The sequence below is a fragment of the Ruegeria sp. genome (genome assembly GCF_965243365.1).
Lineage (GTDB): Bacteria > Pseudomonadota > Alphaproteobacteria > Rhodobacterales > Rhodobacteraceae > Ruegeria.
The window spans coordinates 2728488-2748602 of the sequence record NZ_CBDEUW010000002.1 but is presented as its reverse complement, the minus strand read 5'-3'; the positions used below and the strand labels follow the sequence as shown (position 1 = coordinate 2748602).

Genomic DNA, 20115 nt, shown 5'->3' with positions numbered 1-20115 from the left:
CTTATCGATCCTTTTTCTTTCGATGCGGCCCGCGCTTGACCACATCTTCCAACCGGTCCGCGTACGCCGCGCGTTCTTCATCGCTCATCTCTGCAACACGGGCCAGCCATTCCAAATGCAAGGCTTCCTGCAACTCTGCAGTCGTTGCCGCCTGCTGTTCGAGCAACAGAACAACAGCGTTCGGATCGAAAGGCACCGATCTTAGCGCAACGCTAAGGGCACCGAAATCCTCACCCCGGCGGAGTGATCCCTTGCTGCGCATCGCAGACAGCTCGCCACGCAGTGCCTTTTGATCTGATTTGGGCAAGGCGTGATACAGCGCCGGGCCAAATCCCGGAGGGATTCTGGCGCGATCGCCATCCTTGAACCGCAAGGCCGTGCCCAGAATCATGCCGGCAACCAACAGATTGACGGCCAGAGAAATTACCAGCAGAACAGGCATCCACCTGCGCTTGGGGGCCGGAGCATCACTCATTCCGAATCCTCCAGATAATCCACATCCACGTTCAGATCAGCCACCAGATAGGTGGTTTCCTGCGACAACAGGAAATCCGCAGGGTCCGGCAGAAAGGCCGGGGCTGAAAACCCGATCCAAACCCCTGCCGCACTGGCCGCCACCAAACCGCCGAACCCGGTCCAACCTCCGATACCGTCAAACGCCCGCTGCCACAAAGGTCGGGACGGTCGCGTCAGTCGGCTGAGGCGCACGGCCTCGGCATCGGTTTCGATCCGAACTGCCAAAGCATCGGGCAGCGCCGGTCGTTCATCCCGGGCTCGGGCGAATAATTGATCAAGACCCTGATCCTGTTCAGCCATTTTCATACCCCAGTTCATCTCGGCGCCCCGCCAGTATCGCGGCCAAGGCACGTTTCCCCCTTGCGGTCAGACTTTCTACGGCTTCGACCGAAATATCCATGACCTCGGCGATTTCCGGGTTGGACAATTCCTCGATATGCCGAAGCACCACTGCCTGCCGCTGCCGTTCCGGCAATTGCCCCAGCGCGGCCTGCAACGCATCTTTTCGCGCCGCATCTTGCATCTGGTCGGCAGCGCTGCCGCTGTCATCCGCCACTTCCGGCGCATCCTCAAGCCGCCCGGGCCGCTTTTTGCGCCGCAAATCCACACACAGGTTCAGCGTCACACGGTAAAGCCAGGTCGAGACCTGCGCCTGTCCTGAAACCCAGTCCGGCGCCATCTGCCACAGGCGCATCATCGCTTCTTGCGTGATGTCCTCTGCCTCGGCCCTGTTGCCCAGCATCCGCAGCGCAACGGAATAGCTGCGCGGCCCCAGGCGATCCGTCAACAATCGGGCCGCCAAGGCATCACCATCAGCAAACCGGCCCAGCAACACATCGTCGCTGGGCTCGCGCGCGGTGATCGACACACCGCGCGCACCGTCCGGACAGGAGGTCAGATCCTCCATCCTTCATCAATTGCTGTCGGTGTCCGACTGCTGATGCCGCTTGTGCTTGCGGCCCATCCGATCCTTGGCATCCGCGTATTCCTGTTCCGAGATCGAGCCATTTCCATCCGCGTCGATCCGCTCGAACATCTTGGACGCCTTGCGTGGTTTGGGCAATTCATCATCGCTCAGAAACCCATCCTGATTGGAATCCAGCCGTTCGAACATCTTGGATACACGCTCGTTTGCTTTTGCCTGAGCCGCGGTTTGCATTTCTTCCAGGCTCAGTTGTCCGTCACCGTCGGCATCAGCAGAAGTGAATTTTGCCTGACGATGCGCCGTGATCTCTGCTTCGGTAATCTGGCCGTCCCCATTGGCGTCCAGTTCCTCGAAACTCGCAGGTTGGCGATCCGCGCCACCTTTGGCCAGAGCGGACGTGCCTGTCACAGCGACCGCAGTCAAAACGATGGCCGAGATAAAAGGTACAGTTTTCATAACTCTTCTTCCTGTGCTTCCGCGGCACTGCGCCGCTGTTGATATGAATAAAACGCACCGCCGGCAGGCTTCCGTCGCAGAATTTTCAGATTTTTTGAAAGGCTGGCGAAACGAGCGAGAGGCCTGCTATGGTGCAAAGCGACGCACCCCCCTTCCCCACCGTGCCAGCAAACCGCTATATCGGTCCGAATTGAACGCGCGAGTATCACAATGACAGATCAGACAGTTGACACCACACTTGGGGATGAACGCCCGACCAAGCCAGCGCTCATCCGTGGATTTCGGTGCAAATGCCCCAATTGCGGTGAGGGGCAGTTGTTGCACAGCTATCTCAAGGTAAATGATGAATGTGCCAATTGCGGGCAGGAGCTGTTCCACCACCGTGCGGATGACGGGCCTGCCTATCTGACAATTCTGATCGTCGGCCACCTGCTGGCCCCGGCATTGCATGTTTCGTATGTCCACTGGCGGCCTGACCCGTGGACCATGGCCATTGCATTATCAATCGGCTGTGTAGCGCTGTCGCTGTACCTGTTGCCACGCCTGAAGGGTATGGTTGTGGCCTATCAATGGGCGCGCCGTATGCACGGGTTCGGCAAAAGCACATGACCACGGATAAATCCGCGATCCGCAACGCTGCTACGGTTATCGTTCTGCGGGACCGGTTCGGGGATCCGTCCATTCTGATGGGGCAACGCGGGGCCGCCGCGGCCTTCATGCCCAACAAATTCGTCTTTCCCGGCGGTGCGGTCGATGCCACCGATGCCGAGATCGCTTTGGCCACGCCGCTGCCGGATATGTGCTTTGCGCGCTTGTCCGAACAAGCCGAACCCGGGCTGGAAAACGCGCTAGCCATCGCCGCAATCCGGGAATTGTGGGAAGAAACTGGTCTGATCCTTGGCCAACCCGGGCAGTGGAACGGCCTGCCCCCCGAAGATTGGCAAAGCTTTGCCGCAATGGGCTTTGTCCCTTCGGCCGCCGCCCTGCAGTTCGTATTTCGCGCCCTAACACCACCCGGTCGCCCCCGCCGCTTTGATGCGCGGTTCTTTCTGGTCGATGCCGAGGCCGTTCAGGGCGATCTGGACGATTTCAGCCGCGCTTCGGACGAGCTGTCGCACCTGCAATGGATCAAGATCAGCGAAGCCCGCAATTTCGACCTTCCCTTCATTACCGAGGTGGTTCTTGCCGAGATCGCCGCCCGCGCCACATTGCGCGAGCCACCTGAAAGCGTTCCCTTCTTTCTCAACAACGAAGAAGCCAGCCTGTTCCAGCGCCTAAAGGGCTACCCGATGCCGATGCAGGACTAGCGCATCCGGCTGACGACCACTGTGACCTCGGGTTTTTTACCCAGTTCAACCTTGGCACTTTGACGAACGATCCGGCGCAGCGCCTCCTCGATCTTGTCATCGTCACGCAAGGTCTTGGCATCGGCCCGCATCAGAAATTGATTCAGATCCTCTTCCAGGACTTCGACAAGCGACGCGCGTGAGACTCCCATCTCGGACAGACCGGTCGTGTCACACCATGGCTCTCCCAACGGTTCGTCTTCTTCGTCCAGAATGACGGTTACGGTGACATGGCCGTTCAACGCCATTCGGATGCGGTCACGCACAACGCCGTCCAGCGCCCCGATCTGGACGGTGCCGTCCAGATAGGTGCGACCTGTTTCGACATAATCCACCACGGCGGGTGCATCGCCCGACAGGTCCAGCATGGTACCGTTCACGGCCAGAATACCGGTCCGGCCACCAGCTTCGGCCAGTTTGGCATGTTCGCGCAGGTGGCGATGCTCTCCGTGCATGGGGATCACCATTTGCGGGTCGACCAAAGCATGGACTTTCTCAAGGTCGGGCCGGTTGGCATGACCGGAAACATGATAAAGGCCCGAGCTGTCATCGACCACATCCACGCCCTTTTCGCTGAGCTGATTGATGATGCGGATGACACCGCGTTCGTTGCCCGGGATGGTTTTGGACGAGAACAGGAACAGATCGCCCTCTTTCGCCTCAAGCCCCCGATACTTACCGCGTGCCAGTTGCGCACTGGCGGCGCGGCGCTCACCCTGACTGCCGGTCACGAGCAGCATCAGGTTCTGACGCGGCACATCGACAGCTTCTTCAGCGCTGATGACCTTGGGGAAGCCCGTCAGGATGCCCGTTTCCGTCGCAGCCTCGATCATGCGCCGCATTGCACGGCCTAACAAAACGACAGAGCGTCCTGCCCGATGCCCGGCTTCGGCCAGTGTTTTTACCCGCGCAACATTTGATGCAAAGGTCGTCGCAATCACCATGCCCGAGGCATCCTGAACCAGCTTGGTGATTTCGGGGCCCACTTCGGATTCCGACCGGCCGGGATGGGCCGAGAAGACATTGGTGCTGTCACAGACCAGCGCCTTGACGCCCGGTTTCGCCACTTCGGCCCAGAGGTCGGGATCAAAGGGCTCACCCACGACGGGATTGGCGTCCAGTTTGAAGTCGCCGGTATGCACAACCCGGCCCGCAGCGGAATCGATCACAAGGCCCGCGCTTTCCGGGATCGAATGAGAAACAGGCAGAAACCCAACCGTGAACGGCCCGGCCTTGATCTGTTCCGGCCAGGCCGAGGCGGTGCGTACAGCCTCGGTCGGGTGGCCGTGATCCTCCATCTTGCGCCGGGCAATGTTGGCCGTAAAGGCGCGGGCGTATATCGGCGCGCCCAACGCCTCATAGCAATGAGCGACAGCGCCGACGTGATCCTCGTGCGCGTGGGTGACAAAGATGGCCTCCAGCCGGTCGGCCCGTTCTTTCAGCCAGGTGATGTCAGCAAAGATCAGGTCCACTCCGGGTGAGCTGTCCATATCAGGAAAGGTCACGCCCAGATCGACGAGGATCAGCCGCTCCTGCCCCGGTTTGCCGTAACCGTAAACATAGGCATTCATGCCAATTTCGCCTGCGCCGCCCAGCGGCAGATAGATCAGTCTCTCGCTGCTCATATTGAGCCATTTTCCTTGTTATAGCGATGAATCACGGTCAGCCCGTGCATCGTCAAATCGTCTTCAATTGCATCGAAACCCACATCCGCCTGATCGAACAGGGGGGCGAGCCCTCCGGTTGCGACGACTTTCATCGACATTCCGTATTCACCTTTGATCCGCGCGATCAGCCCTTCGATCAAACCGGAATAGCCCCAATACACACCGGATTGGATACATCCAACCGTATTTGTTCCGATAACCTTTTCAGGTCGGGTGACATCTATGTGCGGCAAAGCGGCAGCGCCTTGGTGCAGCGCTTCGAGACTCAGGTTCACGCCCGGCGCGATGATGCCGCCCACATATGCGCCGTCCGCGGCTACGACATCGAAGTTTGTGGCCGTTCCGAAGTCCACAACAACCACATTTCCACCATGGCGGTCAAAAGCTGCGGCCGCGTTGGCCAGGCGATCCGGCCCGGGTATTGTACCTTCATCAACTCTGGGGGGCATGGGCAACAAGCAATCCGGCTTGCCCACAACCAACGGGCGGCATCCAAAGAACCGATCTGCAAAAACACGCAGATTGAATACAACCCGCGGCACGGTAGACGCGATGATCACATCCGTTATGTCGGCCTCAATCCCGTAGTGTTTCACAAGGGTCGAATACCACGTGAAATAAGCGTCTGCCGTGCGGGAATGATGGGTCGAAGTGCGCAGCGTACACAGAAACTCCTCGCCATCCCAGATCGAGAAAACGGTGTTTGTATTGCCGCAATCAATGGCCAGAAGCATATGCGCCTCCTTCAGAAATACACGTCCGCCGCAGGTATGCTAACGCGACCCTTGGCGGTGTTTAGGACAAGGTTGCCGCCTGCGTCCACAGTTTCAAAGGTTCCAACCGTTTCCGACGTTGCGGTACGGGCGGTTATGACCTCACCCAACCGGGCCGCGCGAGACAGCCAGGCGGTGCGGATTGGTTCGAAGCCATAAGTCACAAATTGGGTCTCGTACCGGGCATAAGCGGTTGCGAGTTCTGTCAGGAAATCCTGGGGCGCGACCTGAGCACCGGTTTCCGATAACAGCGAGACGGGCCGAACGGCTCCCGGCTCGACACTGTCTGCGCCCGGCGCGTCGGACAGGTTGACACCAATCCCGATGGCCAGATGTGAAACACCGTTGCCCTGCCCTGTACTCTCCAACAGGATTCCCGCCAGCTTGCCACCATTCAGCAAAACATCATTCGGCCACTTCAGCGAAAGTCCTGCGGCCCGGCCCGTTACCGCAACGCAGGCGTCAAACAGGGCCAAAGCGGCAACAAAGCTGCGCAGCGCTGATTGCTCGGGGCTTCCATTGGGCCGCATCAACAAAGTCGCCGCCAAATTACCCTTGGGGTTCGCCCAAGCACGCCCCCGGCGCCCGCGCGCAGCCGTCTGGTGATGCGCCATGATCCAGACCGGGCCTGTGGCCGTTGGGGCGATCCGGGCGGCCTCGTTCAGCGTACTGTCGATTTCTTGCAGCACATGCAGGCCGTATCCTTCGGGCCAGTCGCTCATGTCAAAAAGGCCCGGTCGTGCGACCGAGCCCCCTTTTTTCCAGATCGTTCAGTATCAATTGACAAGCGTTGCCGCCGCTGCTGCCGCCGCGCCCTCAACACCGAACTGATAGAAGACGCCTACCAGCATAAGCGCCGCCGATCCCATAAGCGCCGCCCAAAGAACCGGAGACGAGCGGGTTTCAATCGGATCTTCATTCTCGGCTCCAAAGTACATGTAGAATACGATCCGCAAGTAGTAGAACGCACCGATGACTGAGGCGATGGCCGACACGATGACAAGACCTGTCAGGCCTGCGCTGACGCCCGCCTGCCAGACACCGAACTTGGCGAAGAAACCCAACATCGGCGGCACACCCGCCAGCGAGAACATCAGGATCAGCACGGCCAGCGCTTTGCCCGGATCGCGTTTCGAATACTGCCGCAGCGCGTCGATATCGGTCACTGGCTTGCCGTCACGCTCCATCATCAGGATAAAGGCAAAAGTACCGATATTCATGGTCACATAGATCGCCAGATACATCAGCATCGCTTTGACGCCCATTTCCGTACCGGCTGCCAGACCTATCAGCGCATAGCCCATATGGGCAATCGAGGAAAACGCCATCAGTCGCTTGATGTCCCGCTGCCCGATGGCCGCAACGGCCCCAAGCAGCATCGACAACACGGACAGAAGCACGATCACCTGCTGCCAATCCTTGATCACACCGCCGAACGCATCGTGCAGCAGACGGGCGAACAACGCCATCGCGGCCACCTTGGGCGCTGTGGCAAAGAAAGCCGTGATCGGTGTGGGCGAGCCCTCGTACACATCTGGCGTCCACATGTGGAACGGCACGGCCGAGACCTTGAAGGCCAGACCCGAGATCAGGAAGACCAGACCGAACAACAGACCAACAGATATATCGTCATGGTGCACTGTCTGGATGATGCCAGAGAAAAGCGTGGTTCCGGTAAAGCCGTAAACCAGCGACGCGCCGTACAGCAACAAGCCCGAGCTGAGCGCACCCAGAACAAAGTATTTCAAGCCCGCTTCGGTCGATTTCGCGCTGTCGCGCCGCAGGGCAGCGACGACATACAGCGACAGGGATTGCAGCTCCAACCCCATATATAGTGACATCAGATCACCGGCGCTGACCATCATCATCATACCGACGGCAGCCAAAGCGACCAGCAACGGGTATTCGAACCGCAGAAGGCCCCGGCGCGCCATATAGTCCTGGCTCATAAGCAGCACTGCGGCGGCTGAAAGTAGGATCGCAACCTTGGCAAAACGGGCAAAGCCGTCATCAACGAACATGCCGTTGAAGGCCACTGTCGTGCCGTCCCCGTTGGCCGCAATCCAGATCGCCAGCAGCGCCATCAAGCCTGCGGTTGCCCACACCAGCACTGGCGCCAGCCCGTCCTTGGTCGTGTACACGGCCCCCAACAACGCGGCCATCGCATATACAGCCAGAACGATTTCCGGCAGGATTACTATCAGATCAGCCTGGATCATGTCTCCAAAGCTCCCTTAATGCGAGGCGGCTGTCTGGGTCACGGCCTCAGCCGCGGCCACAGCCGTGTCATAGTTCGAAATCAGCGCAGCAGTGGATTGTCCGATCACATCGGTTACCAGCGACGGGTAGACGCCCAGTAGAATGGTCATCACGATCAGCGGTGCAAAGATCAACCGCTCGCGTGAGCTCATGTCGGTGATGGCCTTCAGGCTTTCCTTGATCAGATCGCCAAAGACCACCCGGCGATAGAGCCACAGCGCATAACCGGCCGAGAAGATCACCCCGGTTGCCGCGACTGCCGTCACCCAGGTGTTGACCTGGAACGCGCCCATCAGGGTCAGGAACTCTCCGATGAATCCGGACGTACCCGGCAGGCCGACATTGGCCATAGTAAACAGCATGAAGACCAGCGCATAGGCGGGCATCCGTATGACCAGACCGCCATAAGCCTCAATATCCCGGGTGTGCATCCGGTCGTAAATCACACCGACACAGAGGAACAGCGCCGCCGAGATAAACCCGTGGCTGAGCATCTGGAAAATCGCGCCATCAATACCCTGCTGGTTCGCTGCGAAAATCCCCATGGTCACGAAACCCATATGCGCGACCGAGGAATAGGCGATCAGCTTCTTCATATCTTCCTGCACCAGTGCCACCAGCGAGGTGTAGACAACGGCAATCGCCGACATCCACAGCACCACGTCCGTCATCACAGCCGAGCCCACGGGGAACATCGGCAGGCTGAACCGCAGGAAACCATATCCGCCCATCTTCAAGAGGATCGCCGCCAGCACAACCGAGCCTGCGGTGGGCGCTTGCACGTGCGCGTCCGGCAACCAGGTATGGACTGGCCACATCGGCATCTTCACCGCAAATGAGGCAAAGAACGCCAGGAACATCAGCGTCTGCATACCGCCAACGATATAGACACCCAGCACGCTGAACCCCTCGGACGAGAACTGATGCGTCATCAACGCCTCGATATCCGTGGTACCAGCGTCTGCGTACATAGCAACCATCGCCACCAGCATCAGCACCGAGCCGAGGAAAGTGTAGAGGAAGAACTTGAAGCTGGCGTAGATCCGATCCTTGCCGCCCCAAATACCGATGATCAGGAACATCGGGATCAGGCCCGCCTCGAAAAACAGATAGAACAGCACCAGATCCAGCGCCATGAAGACGCCCAGCATCAGCGTTTCCAGCAGCAGGAAAGCGATCATGTATTCCTTCACGCGATCGGTCACATTCCAGCTGGCCAGAATAGTCAGCGGCATGATGAAGGTGGTCAGCAGCACGAACAAAACACTGATGCCGTCGACGCCCATCTTGTATTTCAGACCCAGCAGCCACTGGCCTTCCTCAACCATCTGGAAGCCGGTGTTGTTGGGATCAAAGCTTGTGTAAATGCCAATCGACACCAGGAAGGTCACGGTCGTCGCAACCAGCGCGACCCATTTCGCGTTGCGTTGCGCAGCTACATCCTCACCATGCAGGAACAGGGCCAGAATGCCTGCTGCAATGGCGGGGATGAAGGTGACAATAGATAGGATATTGTCCATTAGTGTGCGCCTCCGCCGATCGACATCCAGGTGACAAGGGCGGCGATGCCCAGAACCATCCAGAAGGCGTAAGTAAAGATGTAGCCGGTTTGAGCCTTCCCTGCGAGGCGGGTGAAGAACGGTACAACGCCCATCGCAACCCCGTTCAGGAAGCCATCGATTGTATTGCCATCACCGCGTTTCCACAGGAACCGGCCCAGCGCCACGGTGGGTTTGACGAAGATCGCGTCATAGATTTCGTCAAAATACCATTTGTTCAGAAGGAATAGATACAGCGGACGCTGGTTCGCAGCCAAACGCGCAGGCAGCGACGTGTTCACAATGTAGAACCAATAGGCCACCACAAAGCCCAGCAGCATCGCGACAAATGGCGAAACCTTGACCCATTTCGGGGCTGCATGCGCATCGTCCAACACGTGATTGTCCGGTGCCATGTACAAGGCACCCTCACCCGGTTGTCCGACGAAGGCATAGTGATGATCGCCGCCATGCGCGTCTTTCTCACCATGCGCGGCATCGTCTCCATGTCCATCATCCGCATGCGCATCATCCGCATGGTCTTCATCACCGTGATGAGCATCAGCGGTTCCATCGGCCACATGCTCTGCATGCGTCTCGGCGTCATGGCCTTCGGCATGAGCTTCAGCCACCGGAATGCCGTAGAATTTGCCGACCTTGTCCGCGTGACCAAAGAAGTTGCTGTACCACAGCATGCCCGAGAACACCGCGCCCAGTGACAGCACACCCAGAGGCACCAGCATAACCATCGGGCTTTCATGCGCATGGTCATGCGTGTGCTTGTCACCGCGCGGCTCACCATAGAAGGTCAGGAAGATCAGGCGCCAGCTGTAGAACGAGGTAAATACCGCCGCGATCACCAGCATCCAGAAGGCATAGCCCGTGCCGCCCGCAAAGGCGCTTTCGATGATGGCGTCCTTTGACAGGAAGCCAGCAAAGCCAATGGTGGTCAGCGGAATACCGACACCGGTAATGGCCAGGGTACCGATCATCATCGCCCAGAACGTATAGGGGATTTTCTTCCGCAAGCCGCCGTATTCAGTCATCTCCTGCTCGTGGTGCATCGCATGGATCACCGAGCCCGCGCCAAGGAACAACAGCGCCTTGAAGAATGCATGCGTCAGCAGGTGGAACATCGCCGCCGAATACATGCCCACACCAGCCGCGACGAACATATATCCCAGCTGAGAACAGGTTGAATACGCAATCACGCGCTTAATGTCTGTCTGAACCAGACCCACAGTCGCGGCAAAGAACGCAGTCGAAGCCCCGAGGAAGGTGATGAACCCGGTTGCACCCGGCGCGAACTCCATCAGCGGCGACATACGGCAGACCAAGAACACACCTGCCGTAACCATCGTCGCGGCGTGGATCAGCGCCGACACAGGTGTCGGGCCTTCCATCGCGTCCGGCAACCATGTGTGCAGGATCAACTGCGCCGATTTCCCCATCGCGCCGATGAATAGAAGGACGCAGATCACCTCAACCGCGGTCCATTCGCCCCAGAGGAAGTGCAGCTTTTCTTCGGCCAAAGCCGGGGCCGAGGCGAAGATATCCGAGAAGTTGATGCTGTCCGTCAGGAAGAACAGCGCGAAAATCTCCAGCGCAAAGCCAAAGTCGCCGACACGGTTGACAATAAACGCTTTCATCGCCGCCGCATTGGCGCTTGGCTTGCGATAATAGAACCCGATGAGCAGGTAGGATGCGACGCCCACGCCCTCCCAGCCAAAGAACATCTGAACCAGATTGTCCGCTGTCACCAGCATCAGCATCGCAAAGGTGAAGAAAGACAGATAGGCAAAGAAACGCGGCTTATAGCTTTCGCCCTCGCGCCATTGCGGGTCGTGATCCATATAGCCAAAGGAGTAGAGGTGTACCAAAGCCGAGACAGTTGTCACCACGATCAGCATGATCGCGGTCAGGCGATCCAGACGGATGGCCCAGCTTGTCGACAGTGAACCGCTTTCGATCCAGCGCATGATCTCGATCTGCTGTGTCACCCCGTCGAAGGTGAAGAACACGATCCAGGACAGCAGACAGGCCAGAAACAGCAGACCCGTGGCCGTCCACATGGCGGCTTTCTCACCAATGAACTTCCAGCCGAACCCGCAGAGCAGCGCGCCCACGAGCGGGGCAAAGAGGATGGTGGTTTCCATGTTCCCTTACCCCTTCATCATATTGACGTCTTCAACCGCGATGGTGCCACGGTTGCGGAAGAAGCAGACCAGAATGGCCAGACCAATCGCCGCCTCGGCCGCCGCAACGGTTAGCACGAACAGCGTGAACACCTGCCCGACCAGATCACCGAGGAAACTGGAAAACGCCACAAGGTTGATATTCACCGCCAATAGCATCAGTTCTATGCTCATCAGCAGGATGATGACGTTCTTGCGGTTCAGGAAGAGACCGAAGATGCCGATGACGAACAGCGTCGCCGCGACCGTAAGATAGTGTTCAAGTCCGATCATAGCTTCGCTCCTGGCGAGTCGGGGTAGTAAAGTTTGCAGCCGCAGGTAAGGTCGAAATCCACACCCTTGAACTCATATGATGGCGATAGTTCATTCGTCTCACTCGTCGGCAAATTGCGCCAATTGGCTGCGGATTCAACTTGTTTGAAAGTCAAGGGCCGATCCGAAGCAAACCTGCGGTCCAATTTTGCTATGAGGCGCAGAAACTTGTTCGATTCACTGAGGCGATGTTCGCGCTTTGAAACGCCATATGCATAACCGATCCCATTGATTTCCAGAACCTTCGAAGTCGCGCAATCGACAACCAGCAAATCCCTTGATCCGGCGCATGCGAAACCCTGGAAAACCATTTGTCGCACAAGCGATTGGCCGATATCGGTTGCTTCCGATATCTGTGTGCTATTGACGGTTCCCTCGACAGGAAACACAGCGCCGCAAGATGCGAGATATTCGATCTCTGAATTCTCGTTAACGTCACCCGGTGTGCAGGCGTTTGCAACAGTCGCTGCTAAGCAGAAAACAGCTGCCATTAAGCTCGCGGCTATGCGGCCCCTAGGCGTTGATATGTGAAACTTACCTGTCATCTAGTCAAAACACACTATCTGAGGAGCGACTGAAGCGCAGCTAGGCGGAGCCTTAACGCCCCAAACAGCGGGACCAGGGAAGCCTGGTCCGTTGGGATGCCCCATCAAGGTCGAAGTTCCAGAAGCCGAAGCAGCGACGGCCAAGCAACATAAGCCGATGATCACAAAGCGCATCACAACCCCTGCCCCGGTTTCACGTCCTTCAGCTCCATCGCCTTGGCCGGGTCGCGCATCATCTGGCCGACGATGTCCTGACGCTTGATGTCCTGACGGTGGCGCAGCGTCAGCACGATAGCGCCGATCATCGCCACCAGCAGGATCAGGCCCGCCAGTTGGAACAGAAGGAAGTATTGATCGTAAAGGATGACACCCAGCGCCTCGGTGTTGTGGCGGTCCGCTGGTACTGGCTGGGCCAGATTGGCGGCGGCTCCCTGCGCGCTGTCCCAAGCCCCAAAGGCCATAACGAACTGCATCAGAATGACCAAACCGATCAGCAGGGCCAGCGGCATATAGCGCGCCATCTCGGCCTTGAGCTCGGCAAAGTCCACGTCCAGCATCATCACCACAAACAGGAACAGCACCGCGACCGCGCCGACATAGACGATGATCAGCAGCATTGCCACGAACTCGGCCCCCAGCAGCACAAACAGCCCCGCCGCGGACAGAAAGGACAGAATCAGCCACAGCACCGAATGAACCGGCTGGCGGCTGATCACCGTGAACAGCCCGCCGGTAATGGCGCTGATGGCAAACAGGTAGAAGGCAAAGACGGTCATTGATCCTCATCCTCGTTATCACCCATGACCTCTTGCGCCAGGTCCAGCGCACGGGTCATGGCCGGGATGCCGGCAAAGACCGACATCTGACCGATCGTTTCCACGATCTCTTGTTTCTTGGCGCCCGCTTCCAGCGCGTGGCGCACGGTCTGACGCACGGCGGTATCGGCCTGCGCACCCTGACAGGTCAGCCCGGCCAGCGTCAGCAGCAGGCGGGTCTTGGCATCCAGCCCGTCCTTGTTGACGGTGTTACCAAACATCATCTCCATGACCTCTTTGGGCATGGTCGGCCACAGCGCCTCGAACCCCTTGGGCGAGAAATTCTCCATCGCCGGGTTCATCGCCTTGGCCATGTCCTGAGCCTGCTTCATCATCAGCTCGAACGGATTTGTCGGGCTGTCAGTCATCGATACGGCGCGTCCAGTTCCAGATTGCGGGCGATCTCGGCCTCCCAGCGTTCGCCGTTGTCGAGCAGTTTTTCCTTGTCGTAGAACAGTTCTTCTCGGGTTTCGGTGGCGAATTCGAAGTTCGGACCTTCGACGATGGCATCGACCGGGCAGGCCTCTTGGCAGAAGCCGCAGTAGATGCACTTGGTCATGTCGATGTCATAACGTGTGGTGCGGCGGCTGCCATCCTCGCGCGGTTCGGCGTCGATGGTGATGGCTTGGGCTGGGCAGATCGCCTCGCAAAGTTTGCAGGCGATGCAGCGTTCTTCACCGTTCGGATAACGGCGCAGGGCATGCTCACCCCGAAAACGCGGGGACAGAGGACCCTTTTCGTGCGGGTAGTTCACGGTGGCTTTAGGGGCGAAGAAGTACTTCAGCCCAAGTTTCATGCCGACCCAGAAGTCTTGCAGCAGGAAATATTTGGCGGCGCGGGTATAGTCGATTTGGGTCATATCAGCCTCCTACGCTCCAACGGGCGAACGCACCCCAGAACCAGTCGAATTTCGCCGCAAAGGCCACAAAGACCACCCAGGCCAGCGAGAACGGCAGGAAGACTTTCCAGCCCAGACGCATCAGCTGGTCATAGCGGTAGCGGGGCGTGATCGCCTTGACCATCGCGAAGATGAAGAAGAAGAACGCCATTTTGGCGACCATCCACAGCACGCCATCGGGCAGGCCCGGGATCGGCGACAGCCAGCCGCCGAAGAACAGCAGTGTTGTCAGGGCGCACATCAGGAAGATGGCGATGTATTCTCCGGCCATGAACAGCAGGAACGGTGTGGCCGAATATTCGACCTGATAGCCTGCGACCAGTTCCGATTCCGCCTCGGGCAAGTCGAAGGGCGGACGGTTGGTTTCGGCCAAGGCCGAGATGAAAAACAGGAAGACCATCGGGAAATGCGGCAGCCAGTACCAGCTGAAGAAGCCGAACCGGCCGTCCTGCGCCTCGACAATATGGCCGAAGTTCATTGAACCGGTCGAGATGATAATGCCGATGATGATGAGGCCAATCGAAACTTCGTAGGAGATCATCTGCGCCGCAGAGCGCAACGATCCGAGGAATGGGTACTTTGAGTTCGACGCCCAACCACCCATAATCACGCCATAAACCTCCAATGAGGATACGGCGAAGACATAGAGGATAGCGACGTTGATATCCGACAGGACCCAGCCATCGTTAAACGGGATTACCGCCCAGGCGATCATTGCCAGAACGAAGGATGTCAACGGTGCGAGGATAAAGACCGTGCGGTCGGCCCCGGCGGGTATGACGACCTCTTTGACCACATATTTCAGCGCATCCGCCACCGATTGCAACAGGCCATAGGCGCCTACCACGTTGGGGCCTCGACGCATCTGGACGGCGGCCCAGATCTTGCGGTCGCCATAGACAAGGAACAAAAGCGAGATCATCACGAAGGCAACAACTGCAAGCACTTGCGCCAGAATGATGATGGCTATTCCGCCTGGGGTGTTAAAGAATTCAGCCATTGGTCCTCACACCGTGGGTATTCCGTTTTCCGCGCGCGATGCAAAGGCCGGATGCCTGCGCATTTTGCGGCTGGGTCGGCGCGTTGGTGTAAACAGCATCTGCCGTCTTTACGCCACCCTTAATCTTGGGTTTCACACACAAATCACGCGCGGCGAGCTGCCGCGCGATCTCCACGCCTGCTTGCGATATGAAACCGGTCTGGTTCATTCCGCCGCGATCTTCCCGGCCTTGCGGGCCTGAGCCTGCGCCGACAGCTCGGCCATCAGTTGCGAGGCACGCGCAATAGGGTTCGTCAGATAGAAATCCTTGATTGCGTTGCGGAAGCTGGCATTACCCAGCTTTCCGGCATCAAGTGCGACCACTTCGTTCTCGATCACCTCGTCAATGCGGGCCAAATGCGGAACGGCTTCGATCAACGCTGTGCGCAGTTGCGCCAGTGTGTCATAGGACAGCGTTGCCCCGAGTTCGGCGGACAGCGCCCGCAGGATCGCCCAGTTTTCCTTGGCCTCGCCCGGCGCAAAGCCAGCGCGCATCGCCAGTTGCGGACGGCCCTCGGTATTCACGAACAACCCGTTTTCTTCGGTATAGGCCGCGCCCGGCAGGATCACGTCGGCACGGTGCGCACCACGATCACCATGGCTGCCCTGATAGATCACAAAGGCACCCTCACCGATCTCAACCTCATCCGCTCCGAGGTTATAGATCACATCAGCCGCGCTGATCGCTTCCATGCCACCTTCGTTTGTGGCATCCACATCCAGTGCGCCGACGCGCGCGGCGGCTGTGTGCAGAACGATCAGACCGCTTTCCGTATTCTTTGCAATGGTTTGTGCCGCGGCCAGAACCGCAGCGCCGTCCGCCTCTTGCAAAGCGCCCTGCCCGACGATGACCAAAGACGCCCTGCCCTTGATCTCATCATCGCCCCCCATGTCGAGAACCTTTTGCAGGGCCGTGCGGTCGTCTCCCATGTGGTGATAGTCATAAGTCAGATCGACGGCAGGACCGACCAGCGCCACCTTAGCCCCATGCGCCCACGCTTTGCGGATGCGCGCGTTCAGAACCGGCGCTTCCTCGCGTGGGTTGGTGCCGATCAGCAGAATTCGCTCGGCGGAATCGATATCTTCGATGACTGCGGTCCCGGCATAAGCGCCACGATTGCCCGCAGGAAGCCTGGCGCCATCGGTGCGGCATTCGACTACACCGCCCTGCCCTTCGATCATCTGTTTCAGCGCAAAAGCGGCTTCGACCGGGGCCAGATCGCCAACGATACCGGCAGGTTTTTCAGCACCCTTCAATGCCTCAGCCGCCTTGGACAGCGCCTCAGACCACGAGGCAGGGCGCAGCTTGCCGTTCTCGCGCACATACGGCTTGTCCAGTCGCTGACGACGCAGACCGTCCCAGACAAAGCGGGTCTTGTCGCTGATCCATTCCTCGTTCACACCATCATGGTTGCGCGGCAGGAACCGCATCACTTCGCGCCCCTTGGTATCCACGCGGATGTTCGAGCCCAAGGCATCCATCACATCGACACTCTCGGTCTTGGTCAATTCCCACGGGCGGGCGGTGAAGGCATACGGCTTGGAGGTCAGCGCTCCAACCGGACACAGGTCAATGATGTTACCCTGCAGGTTCGAATCCAGGGTCTGGTTCAGATACGAGGTGATCTCGGCATCCTCGCCACGCCCCGTCTGGCCCATCTGAGTAATCCCAGCGACCTCGGTGGTGAAGCGCACACAGCGCGTGCAACTGATGCAACGAGTCATTGCCGTGCCGACCAACGGACCCAAATCCAGATCATCGACCGCGCGTTTGGCTTCCTTGAAGCGGGAACCCGACACACCATAAGCCATCGCCTGGTCCTGCAGATCACACTCACCGCCCTGATCGCAAATCGGGCAATCCAGCGGGTGATTGATCAGCAGGAACTCCATCACCCCCTCGCGGGCCTTCTTGACCATGGGTGAGTTTGTCTTGACCACCGGCGGCTGGCCTTCGGGTCCCGGACGCAGGTCGCGCACCTGCATCGCGCAAGAGGCCGCAGGTTTCGGCGGACCGCCCACAACCTCAACCAGACACATCCGGCAGTTCCCGGCAATCGACAGACGCTCGTGATAGCAGAAACGCGGCACTTCGACCCCGGCCTGCTCACAAGCCTGGATCAGGGTCATCGCACCATCGACTTCGATTTCCTGCCCGTCGATATTGATCTTGCGGAGGTCAGACATGGCCTAGTTCGCCCTCAAATACACGCCAATGGCGCTGTTTCTTTCGATTTCTTTCTGCCCCAAGGTGCAGAATGAGCCCGGCTTGCCATAGGAAACACCGTGCTGGGCCAGATACGCTTCGCCCTTGGCGCGCATCCTGTCCTTTTCGGCGTCAGATTCCACATAGGCCCGGATTTCCTTATCCGAGTATCCAAGCTTGTGCGCCGTGGACCTCAGATCCCACATCACCCCAATCGCCTTCAGGCGGCGTCCGCTGATCGTGGGGCAGTATTCTGATATCTCGTTTGCGATAGCGATGTAGTAGAGTTCGTTATCGATCTCTTTGACATCGCGCAGGGGCGGTTTCGCTTCTGCCGCAAGGGGCACAACCAGCGCAACACTCACAAAAAGCGATTTCAAAACAGACATGAGCTTTCCTTTCGTCTTGGGTTTCCCAAGACGAAGTGCAGCCGTGGCGCTATGCAATAACACGCCATCTGTCGGGTCTGGATATGCGGTAACGCGGGTCATGGTCTTAGGCAGGTTCCCGCAAAGGTCAGTTTGTCATCCACGATCCGCAGGTTCTGTGGTTCAGTATCCGGACCGACCGACCAGACAATCCGCGACGACCCAAAGTTCTGCACGCAGAACTTGGTGCCTTCGAAACGCCCGGCTTCACGCGCCCCGTCCAGCGAGGCGGACGCGCCGCTAACGGTGACGCGAAACTCAGCGGGTGCTTTGCGCTTGTCCACCGGCTTGGCGCTGGCACGGAAGTACTGACCGTCGAATGCCACTCGATCGCTCGACCGAGTCGGAGCGGTTCCGCAGGCAGCCATAAGCGACAGAATTGCGAACATGGAGACCATAGCCGTACGCCCGGCTTTGGTGCCGCGCATCACTTGCACCGGTTCGCCCTGTTCCTTCACTTCAGACTCCCACATCAGAACGCGGCCACCAGGGCCATCAGACCGAGAACCAGCATGCAGGCCCAGCCGAGAACATAGAAAATCGAACGCAAACCACTGTGCGGGCTTCCAATCCCACGCAAATGCACCACCAGCATGATTACACGCGCCACCAGCGCGACCGACGCCAAAAGGTTGACCCAAAACGGGCTGGCACCGAGTAAGATGGCTGCAATCGTCACGGTCAGGAAAGCAGGCAATGTTTCCGCGCCGTTCAGATACGCCCGGTTCAGACGATAGGCCTTGTCAGCATAGTCCTGATCCGGAGTCGCACCCGGCGCCAGCCCCTTGCCCGCCTTCGCGAGGGCCGAGAACGGCGACAGAAACAGGATGATCAGAGTGAAGATCACCAAAGCGGCTATTGCGTGGGAATATTCGGCGTAGACTTCCATTGGATTTACTCCGCTGCTATCGCACCCATACGGCCCGATTTCTGGGCCTTGATGCGATCTTCGATCTCTTCCCGAAAGTTGCGGATCAGGCCCTGAATCGGCCAGGCCGCCGCATCGCCAAGGGCGCAGATCGTATGGCCTTCGACCTGTTTGGTCACGTCGAACAACATGTCGATCTCTTCCAATTCGGCCTCGCCGCGCACCAGACGATCCATAACGCGCATCATCCAGCCGGTGCCTTCGCGGCAGGGCGTGCACTGGCCGCAGCTTTCGTGCTTGTAGAACTTCGACAGACGCCAGATAGCTTTTATGATGTCGGTGGACTTATCCATGACGATCACAGCGGCTGTACCAAGACCAGAACCCAAGTCGTTGCGCAAATGGTCAAAATCCATGATCGCGTCGCGCATGTTCTCGCCACGCACACACGGAACAGAAGACCCGCCCGGGATCACCGCCAGCAGGTTGTCCCAACCGCCGCGAATTCCGCCGCAGTGGGCCTCGATCAGTTCCTCAAAGGAAATCGACATCGCCTCTTCAACGACGCAGGGGTTGTTCACATGACCCGAGATCGCGAACAGCTTGGTGCCTGCGTTGTTCTGACGCCCAAAGCCCGCAAACCAATCCGCACCCCGGCGCAGAATGGTTGGCACTACGGCAATCGATTCCACATTGTTCACCGTGGTCGGACAGCCATAAAGCCCCGCGCCCGCCGGGAACGGAGGCTTCATGCGCGGCATGCCCTTCTTGCCCTCAAGGCTTTCGATCAGAGCGGTTTCCTCGCCGCAGATATAAGCGCCCGCCCCGTGATGCAGGAACAGATCGAAATCCCAGCCCGAGCCTGCCGCGTTCTTGCCCAGCAGACCGGCGTCATAGGCTTCGTCAATCGCGGCCTGTAGCGCTTCACGCTCTCGGATATATTCGCCACGCAGATAGATGTAGCAGGTATGCGCATTCATCGCGAAGGATGCGATCAAGCAGCCTTCGATCAGCGTATGCGGATCGTGGCGCATGATCTCGCGGTCTTTGCAGGTGCCGGGCTCGGATTCGTCAGCGTTCACAACCAGATAGGCCGGACGCCCGTCGCTTTCCTTGGGCATGAACGACCATTTCAAGCCGGTCGGAAAGCCAGCGCCACCACGTCCACGCAGCCCCGAGTCCTTCATCGTCTGAATGATCCAGTCGCGGCCCTTTTCGATCAGGCCAGCGGTGCCGTCCCAATGCCCCCGGGCCTGCGCGCCTTTCAGCGTACGCTCGTGCATCCCGTAGATGTTGGTAAAGATCCGGTCCTGATCCTTCAGCATCGCG

General features: G+C 58.7%; 24 protein-coding genes. 2 read left to right on the top strand and 22 right to left on the bottom strand.

Annotation, left to right across the window (positions count from 1 at the left end):
* Nucleotide 1: 1 nt before the first annotated feature.
* The 4 genes from ACP0GE_RS17355 to ACP0GE_RS17340 are packed head-to-tail and all read right to left on the bottom strand — an operon-like array spanning nucleotide 2 to nucleotide 1897.
* A complete protein-coding gene (locus tag ACP0GE_RS17355; RefSeq protein WP_424833161.1) occupies nucleotides 2-475 on the bottom strand; it encodes a periplasmic heavy metal sensor in 474 nt (157 codons plus the stop codon).
* Nucleotides 472-822, bottom strand: coding sequence for a hypothetical protein (locus tag ACP0GE_RS17350; RefSeq protein ID WP_424833160.1), 351 nt, complete (start codon nucleotides 820-822; stop codon nucleotides 472-474). The genes ACP0GE_RS17355 and ACP0GE_RS17350 overlap by 4 nt, the downstream gene beginning before the upstream one ends.
* A complete protein-coding gene (locus ACP0GE_RS17345) occupies nucleotides 809-1423 on the bottom strand; it encodes an RNA polymerase sigma factor (protein ID WP_424833159.1) in 615 nt (204 codons plus the stop codon). Before ACP0GE_RS17345 ends, ACP0GE_RS17350 begins: the two co-directional genes overlap by 14 nt.
* Before the next feature lie 6 nt (nucleotides 1424-1429).
* Nucleotides 1430-1897 (bottom strand): EF-hand domain-containing protein, encoded by a 468-nt coding sequence (locus ACP0GE_RS17340; protein WP_424833158.1) that lies wholly within the window; start codon nucleotides 1895-1897, stop codon nucleotides 1430-1432.
* A gap of 210 nt (nucleotides 1898-2107) precedes the next feature.
* Here ACP0GE_RS17340 and ACP0GE_RS17335 point away from each other — a divergent pair, with 210 nt between their 5' ends.
* Together ACP0GE_RS17335 and ACP0GE_RS17330 are read left to right on the top strand one after the other, a co-directional pair.
* Nucleotides 2108-2506, top strand: a complete 399-nt coding sequence (locus ACP0GE_RS17335; protein ID WP_424833157.1) for a DUF983 domain-containing protein — start codon at nucleotides 2108-2110, stop codon at nucleotides 2504-2506.
* Nucleotides 2503-3204, top strand: a complete 702-nt coding sequence (locus ACP0GE_RS17330) for an NUDIX hydrolase (RefSeq protein WP_424833156.1) — start codon at nucleotides 2503-2505, stop codon at nucleotides 3202-3204. The genes ACP0GE_RS17335 and ACP0GE_RS17330 overlap by 4 nt, the downstream gene beginning before the upstream one ends.
* Here ACP0GE_RS17330 and ACP0GE_RS17325 read toward each other — a convergent pair.
* The 18 genes from ACP0GE_RS17325 to nuoF all read right to left on the bottom strand — a co-directional run bounded on the left by ACP0GE_RS17325 (nucleotide 3201) and on the right by nuoF (nucleotide 20111).
* Entirely contained in the window at nucleotides 3201-4868 is a 1668-nt protein-coding gene (locus tag ACP0GE_RS17325; RefSeq protein ID WP_424833155.1) for a ribonuclease J, read from the bottom strand. The genes ACP0GE_RS17330 and ACP0GE_RS17325 overlap by 4 nt on opposite strands.
* Nucleotides 4865-5644: a type III pantothenate kinase gene (locus ACP0GE_RS17320; RefSeq protein ID WP_424833154.1), complete on the bottom strand. Its 780-nt coding sequence runs from the start codon at nucleotides 5642-5644 to the stop codon at nucleotides 4865-4867. Before ACP0GE_RS17320 ends, ACP0GE_RS17325 begins: the two co-directional genes overlap by 4 nt.
* Nucleotides 5645-5655: 11 nt before the next feature.
* Nucleotides 5656-6405: a biotin--[acetyl-CoA-carboxylase] ligase gene (locus ACP0GE_RS17315; RefSeq protein ID WP_424833153.1), complete on the bottom strand. Its 750-nt coding sequence runs from the start codon at nucleotides 6403-6405 to the stop codon at nucleotides 5656-5658.
* 54 nt (nucleotides 6406-6459) lie between these two features.
* Nucleotides 6460-7902 carry an NADH-quinone oxidoreductase subunit NuoN gene (gene nuoN, locus ACP0GE_RS17310; protein ID WP_424833152.1) on the bottom strand — a complete coding sequence of 481 codons (1443 nt, stop codon included), beginning with the start codon at nucleotides 7900-7902 and terminating at the stop codon, nucleotides 6460-6462.
* Between the two features lie 15 nt (nucleotides 7903-7917).
* Entirely contained in the window at nucleotides 7918-9462 is a 1545-nt protein-coding gene (locus ACP0GE_RS17305) for an NADH-quinone oxidoreductase subunit M (protein ID WP_424833151.1), read from the bottom strand.
* Nucleotides 9462-11636, bottom strand: coding sequence for an NADH-quinone oxidoreductase subunit L (gene nuoL / locus ACP0GE_RS17300; RefSeq protein WP_424833150.1), 2175 nt, complete (start codon nucleotides 11634-11636; stop codon nucleotides 9462-9464). Before nuoL ends, ACP0GE_RS17305 begins: the two co-directional genes overlap by 1 nt.
* A gap of 6 nt (nucleotides 11637-11642) precedes the next feature.
* On the bottom strand, nucleotides 11643-11948 hold the full coding sequence (gene nuoK, locus ACP0GE_RS17295) for an NADH-quinone oxidoreductase subunit NuoK (RefSeq protein WP_005984024.1): 306 nt from the start codon (nucleotides 11946-11948) through the stop codon (nucleotides 11643-11645).
* Nucleotides 11945-12478: a hypothetical protein gene (locus ACP0GE_RS17290; protein WP_424833149.1), complete on the bottom strand. Its 534-nt coding sequence runs from the start codon at nucleotides 12476-12478 to the stop codon at nucleotides 11945-11947. Before ACP0GE_RS17290 ends, nuoK begins: the two co-directional genes overlap by 4 nt.
* A gap of 227 nt (nucleotides 12479-12705) precedes the next feature.
* Entirely contained in the window at nucleotides 12706-13308 is a 603-nt protein-coding gene (locus ACP0GE_RS17285; protein WP_170615376.1) for an NADH-quinone oxidoreductase subunit J, read from the bottom strand.
* Entirely contained in the window at nucleotides 13305-13715 is a 411-nt protein-coding gene (locus ACP0GE_RS17280) for a carboxymuconolactone decarboxylase family protein (RefSeq protein ID WP_424833148.1), read from the bottom strand. Before ACP0GE_RS17280 ends, ACP0GE_RS17285 begins: the two co-directional genes overlap by 4 nt.
* A complete protein-coding gene (gene nuoI / locus ACP0GE_RS17275) occupies nucleotides 13712-14206 on the bottom strand; it encodes an NADH-quinone oxidoreductase subunit NuoI (protein WP_170570317.1) in 495 nt (164 codons plus the stop codon). The genes ACP0GE_RS17280 and nuoI overlap by 4 nt, the downstream gene beginning before the upstream one ends.
* 1 nt (nucleotide 14207) lies before the next feature.
* Complete coding sequence (gene nuoH, locus ACP0GE_RS17270) at nucleotides 14208-15245, bottom strand: NADH-quinone oxidoreductase subunit NuoH (RefSeq protein ID WP_424833147.1); 1038 nt, start codon at nucleotides 15243-15245, stop codon at nucleotides 14208-14210.
* Nucleotides 15238-15453, bottom strand: a complete 216-nt coding sequence (locus ACP0GE_RS17265; protein ID WP_424833146.1) for a hypothetical protein — start codon at nucleotides 15451-15453, stop codon at nucleotides 15238-15240. Before ACP0GE_RS17265 ends, nuoH begins: the two co-directional genes overlap by 8 nt.
* Nucleotides 15450-17471, bottom strand: coding sequence for an NADH-quinone oxidoreductase subunit NuoG (nuoG, locus tag ACP0GE_RS17260; RefSeq protein WP_424833145.1), 2022 nt, complete (start codon nucleotides 17469-17471; stop codon nucleotides 15450-15452). Before nuoG ends, ACP0GE_RS17265 begins: the two co-directional genes overlap by 4 nt.
* A gap of 3 nt (nucleotides 17472-17474) precedes the next feature.
* Nucleotides 17475-17879 (bottom strand): DUF5333 domain-containing protein, encoded by a 405-nt coding sequence (locus ACP0GE_RS17255; protein WP_424833144.1) that lies wholly within the window; start codon nucleotides 17877-17879, stop codon nucleotides 17475-17477.
* A gap of 98 nt (nucleotides 17880-17977) precedes the next feature.
* Entirely contained in the window at nucleotides 17978-18376 is a 399-nt protein-coding gene (locus ACP0GE_RS17250; protein ID WP_424833143.1) for a hypothetical protein, read from the bottom strand.
* Nucleotides 18377-18390: 14 nt separating this feature from the next.
* Nucleotides 18391-18807, bottom strand: a complete 417-nt coding sequence (locus tag ACP0GE_RS17245) for an MAPEG family protein (RefSeq protein WP_424833142.1) — start codon at nucleotides 18805-18807, stop codon at nucleotides 18391-18393.
* Between the two features lie 5 nt (nucleotides 18808-18812).
* On the bottom strand, nucleotides 18813-20111 hold the full coding sequence (nuoF, locus tag ACP0GE_RS17240; RefSeq protein WP_424833141.1) for an NADH-quinone oxidoreductase subunit NuoF: 1299 nt from the start codon (nucleotides 20109-20111) through the stop codon (nucleotides 18813-18815).
* Nucleotides 20112-20115: the final 4 nt, after the last annotated feature.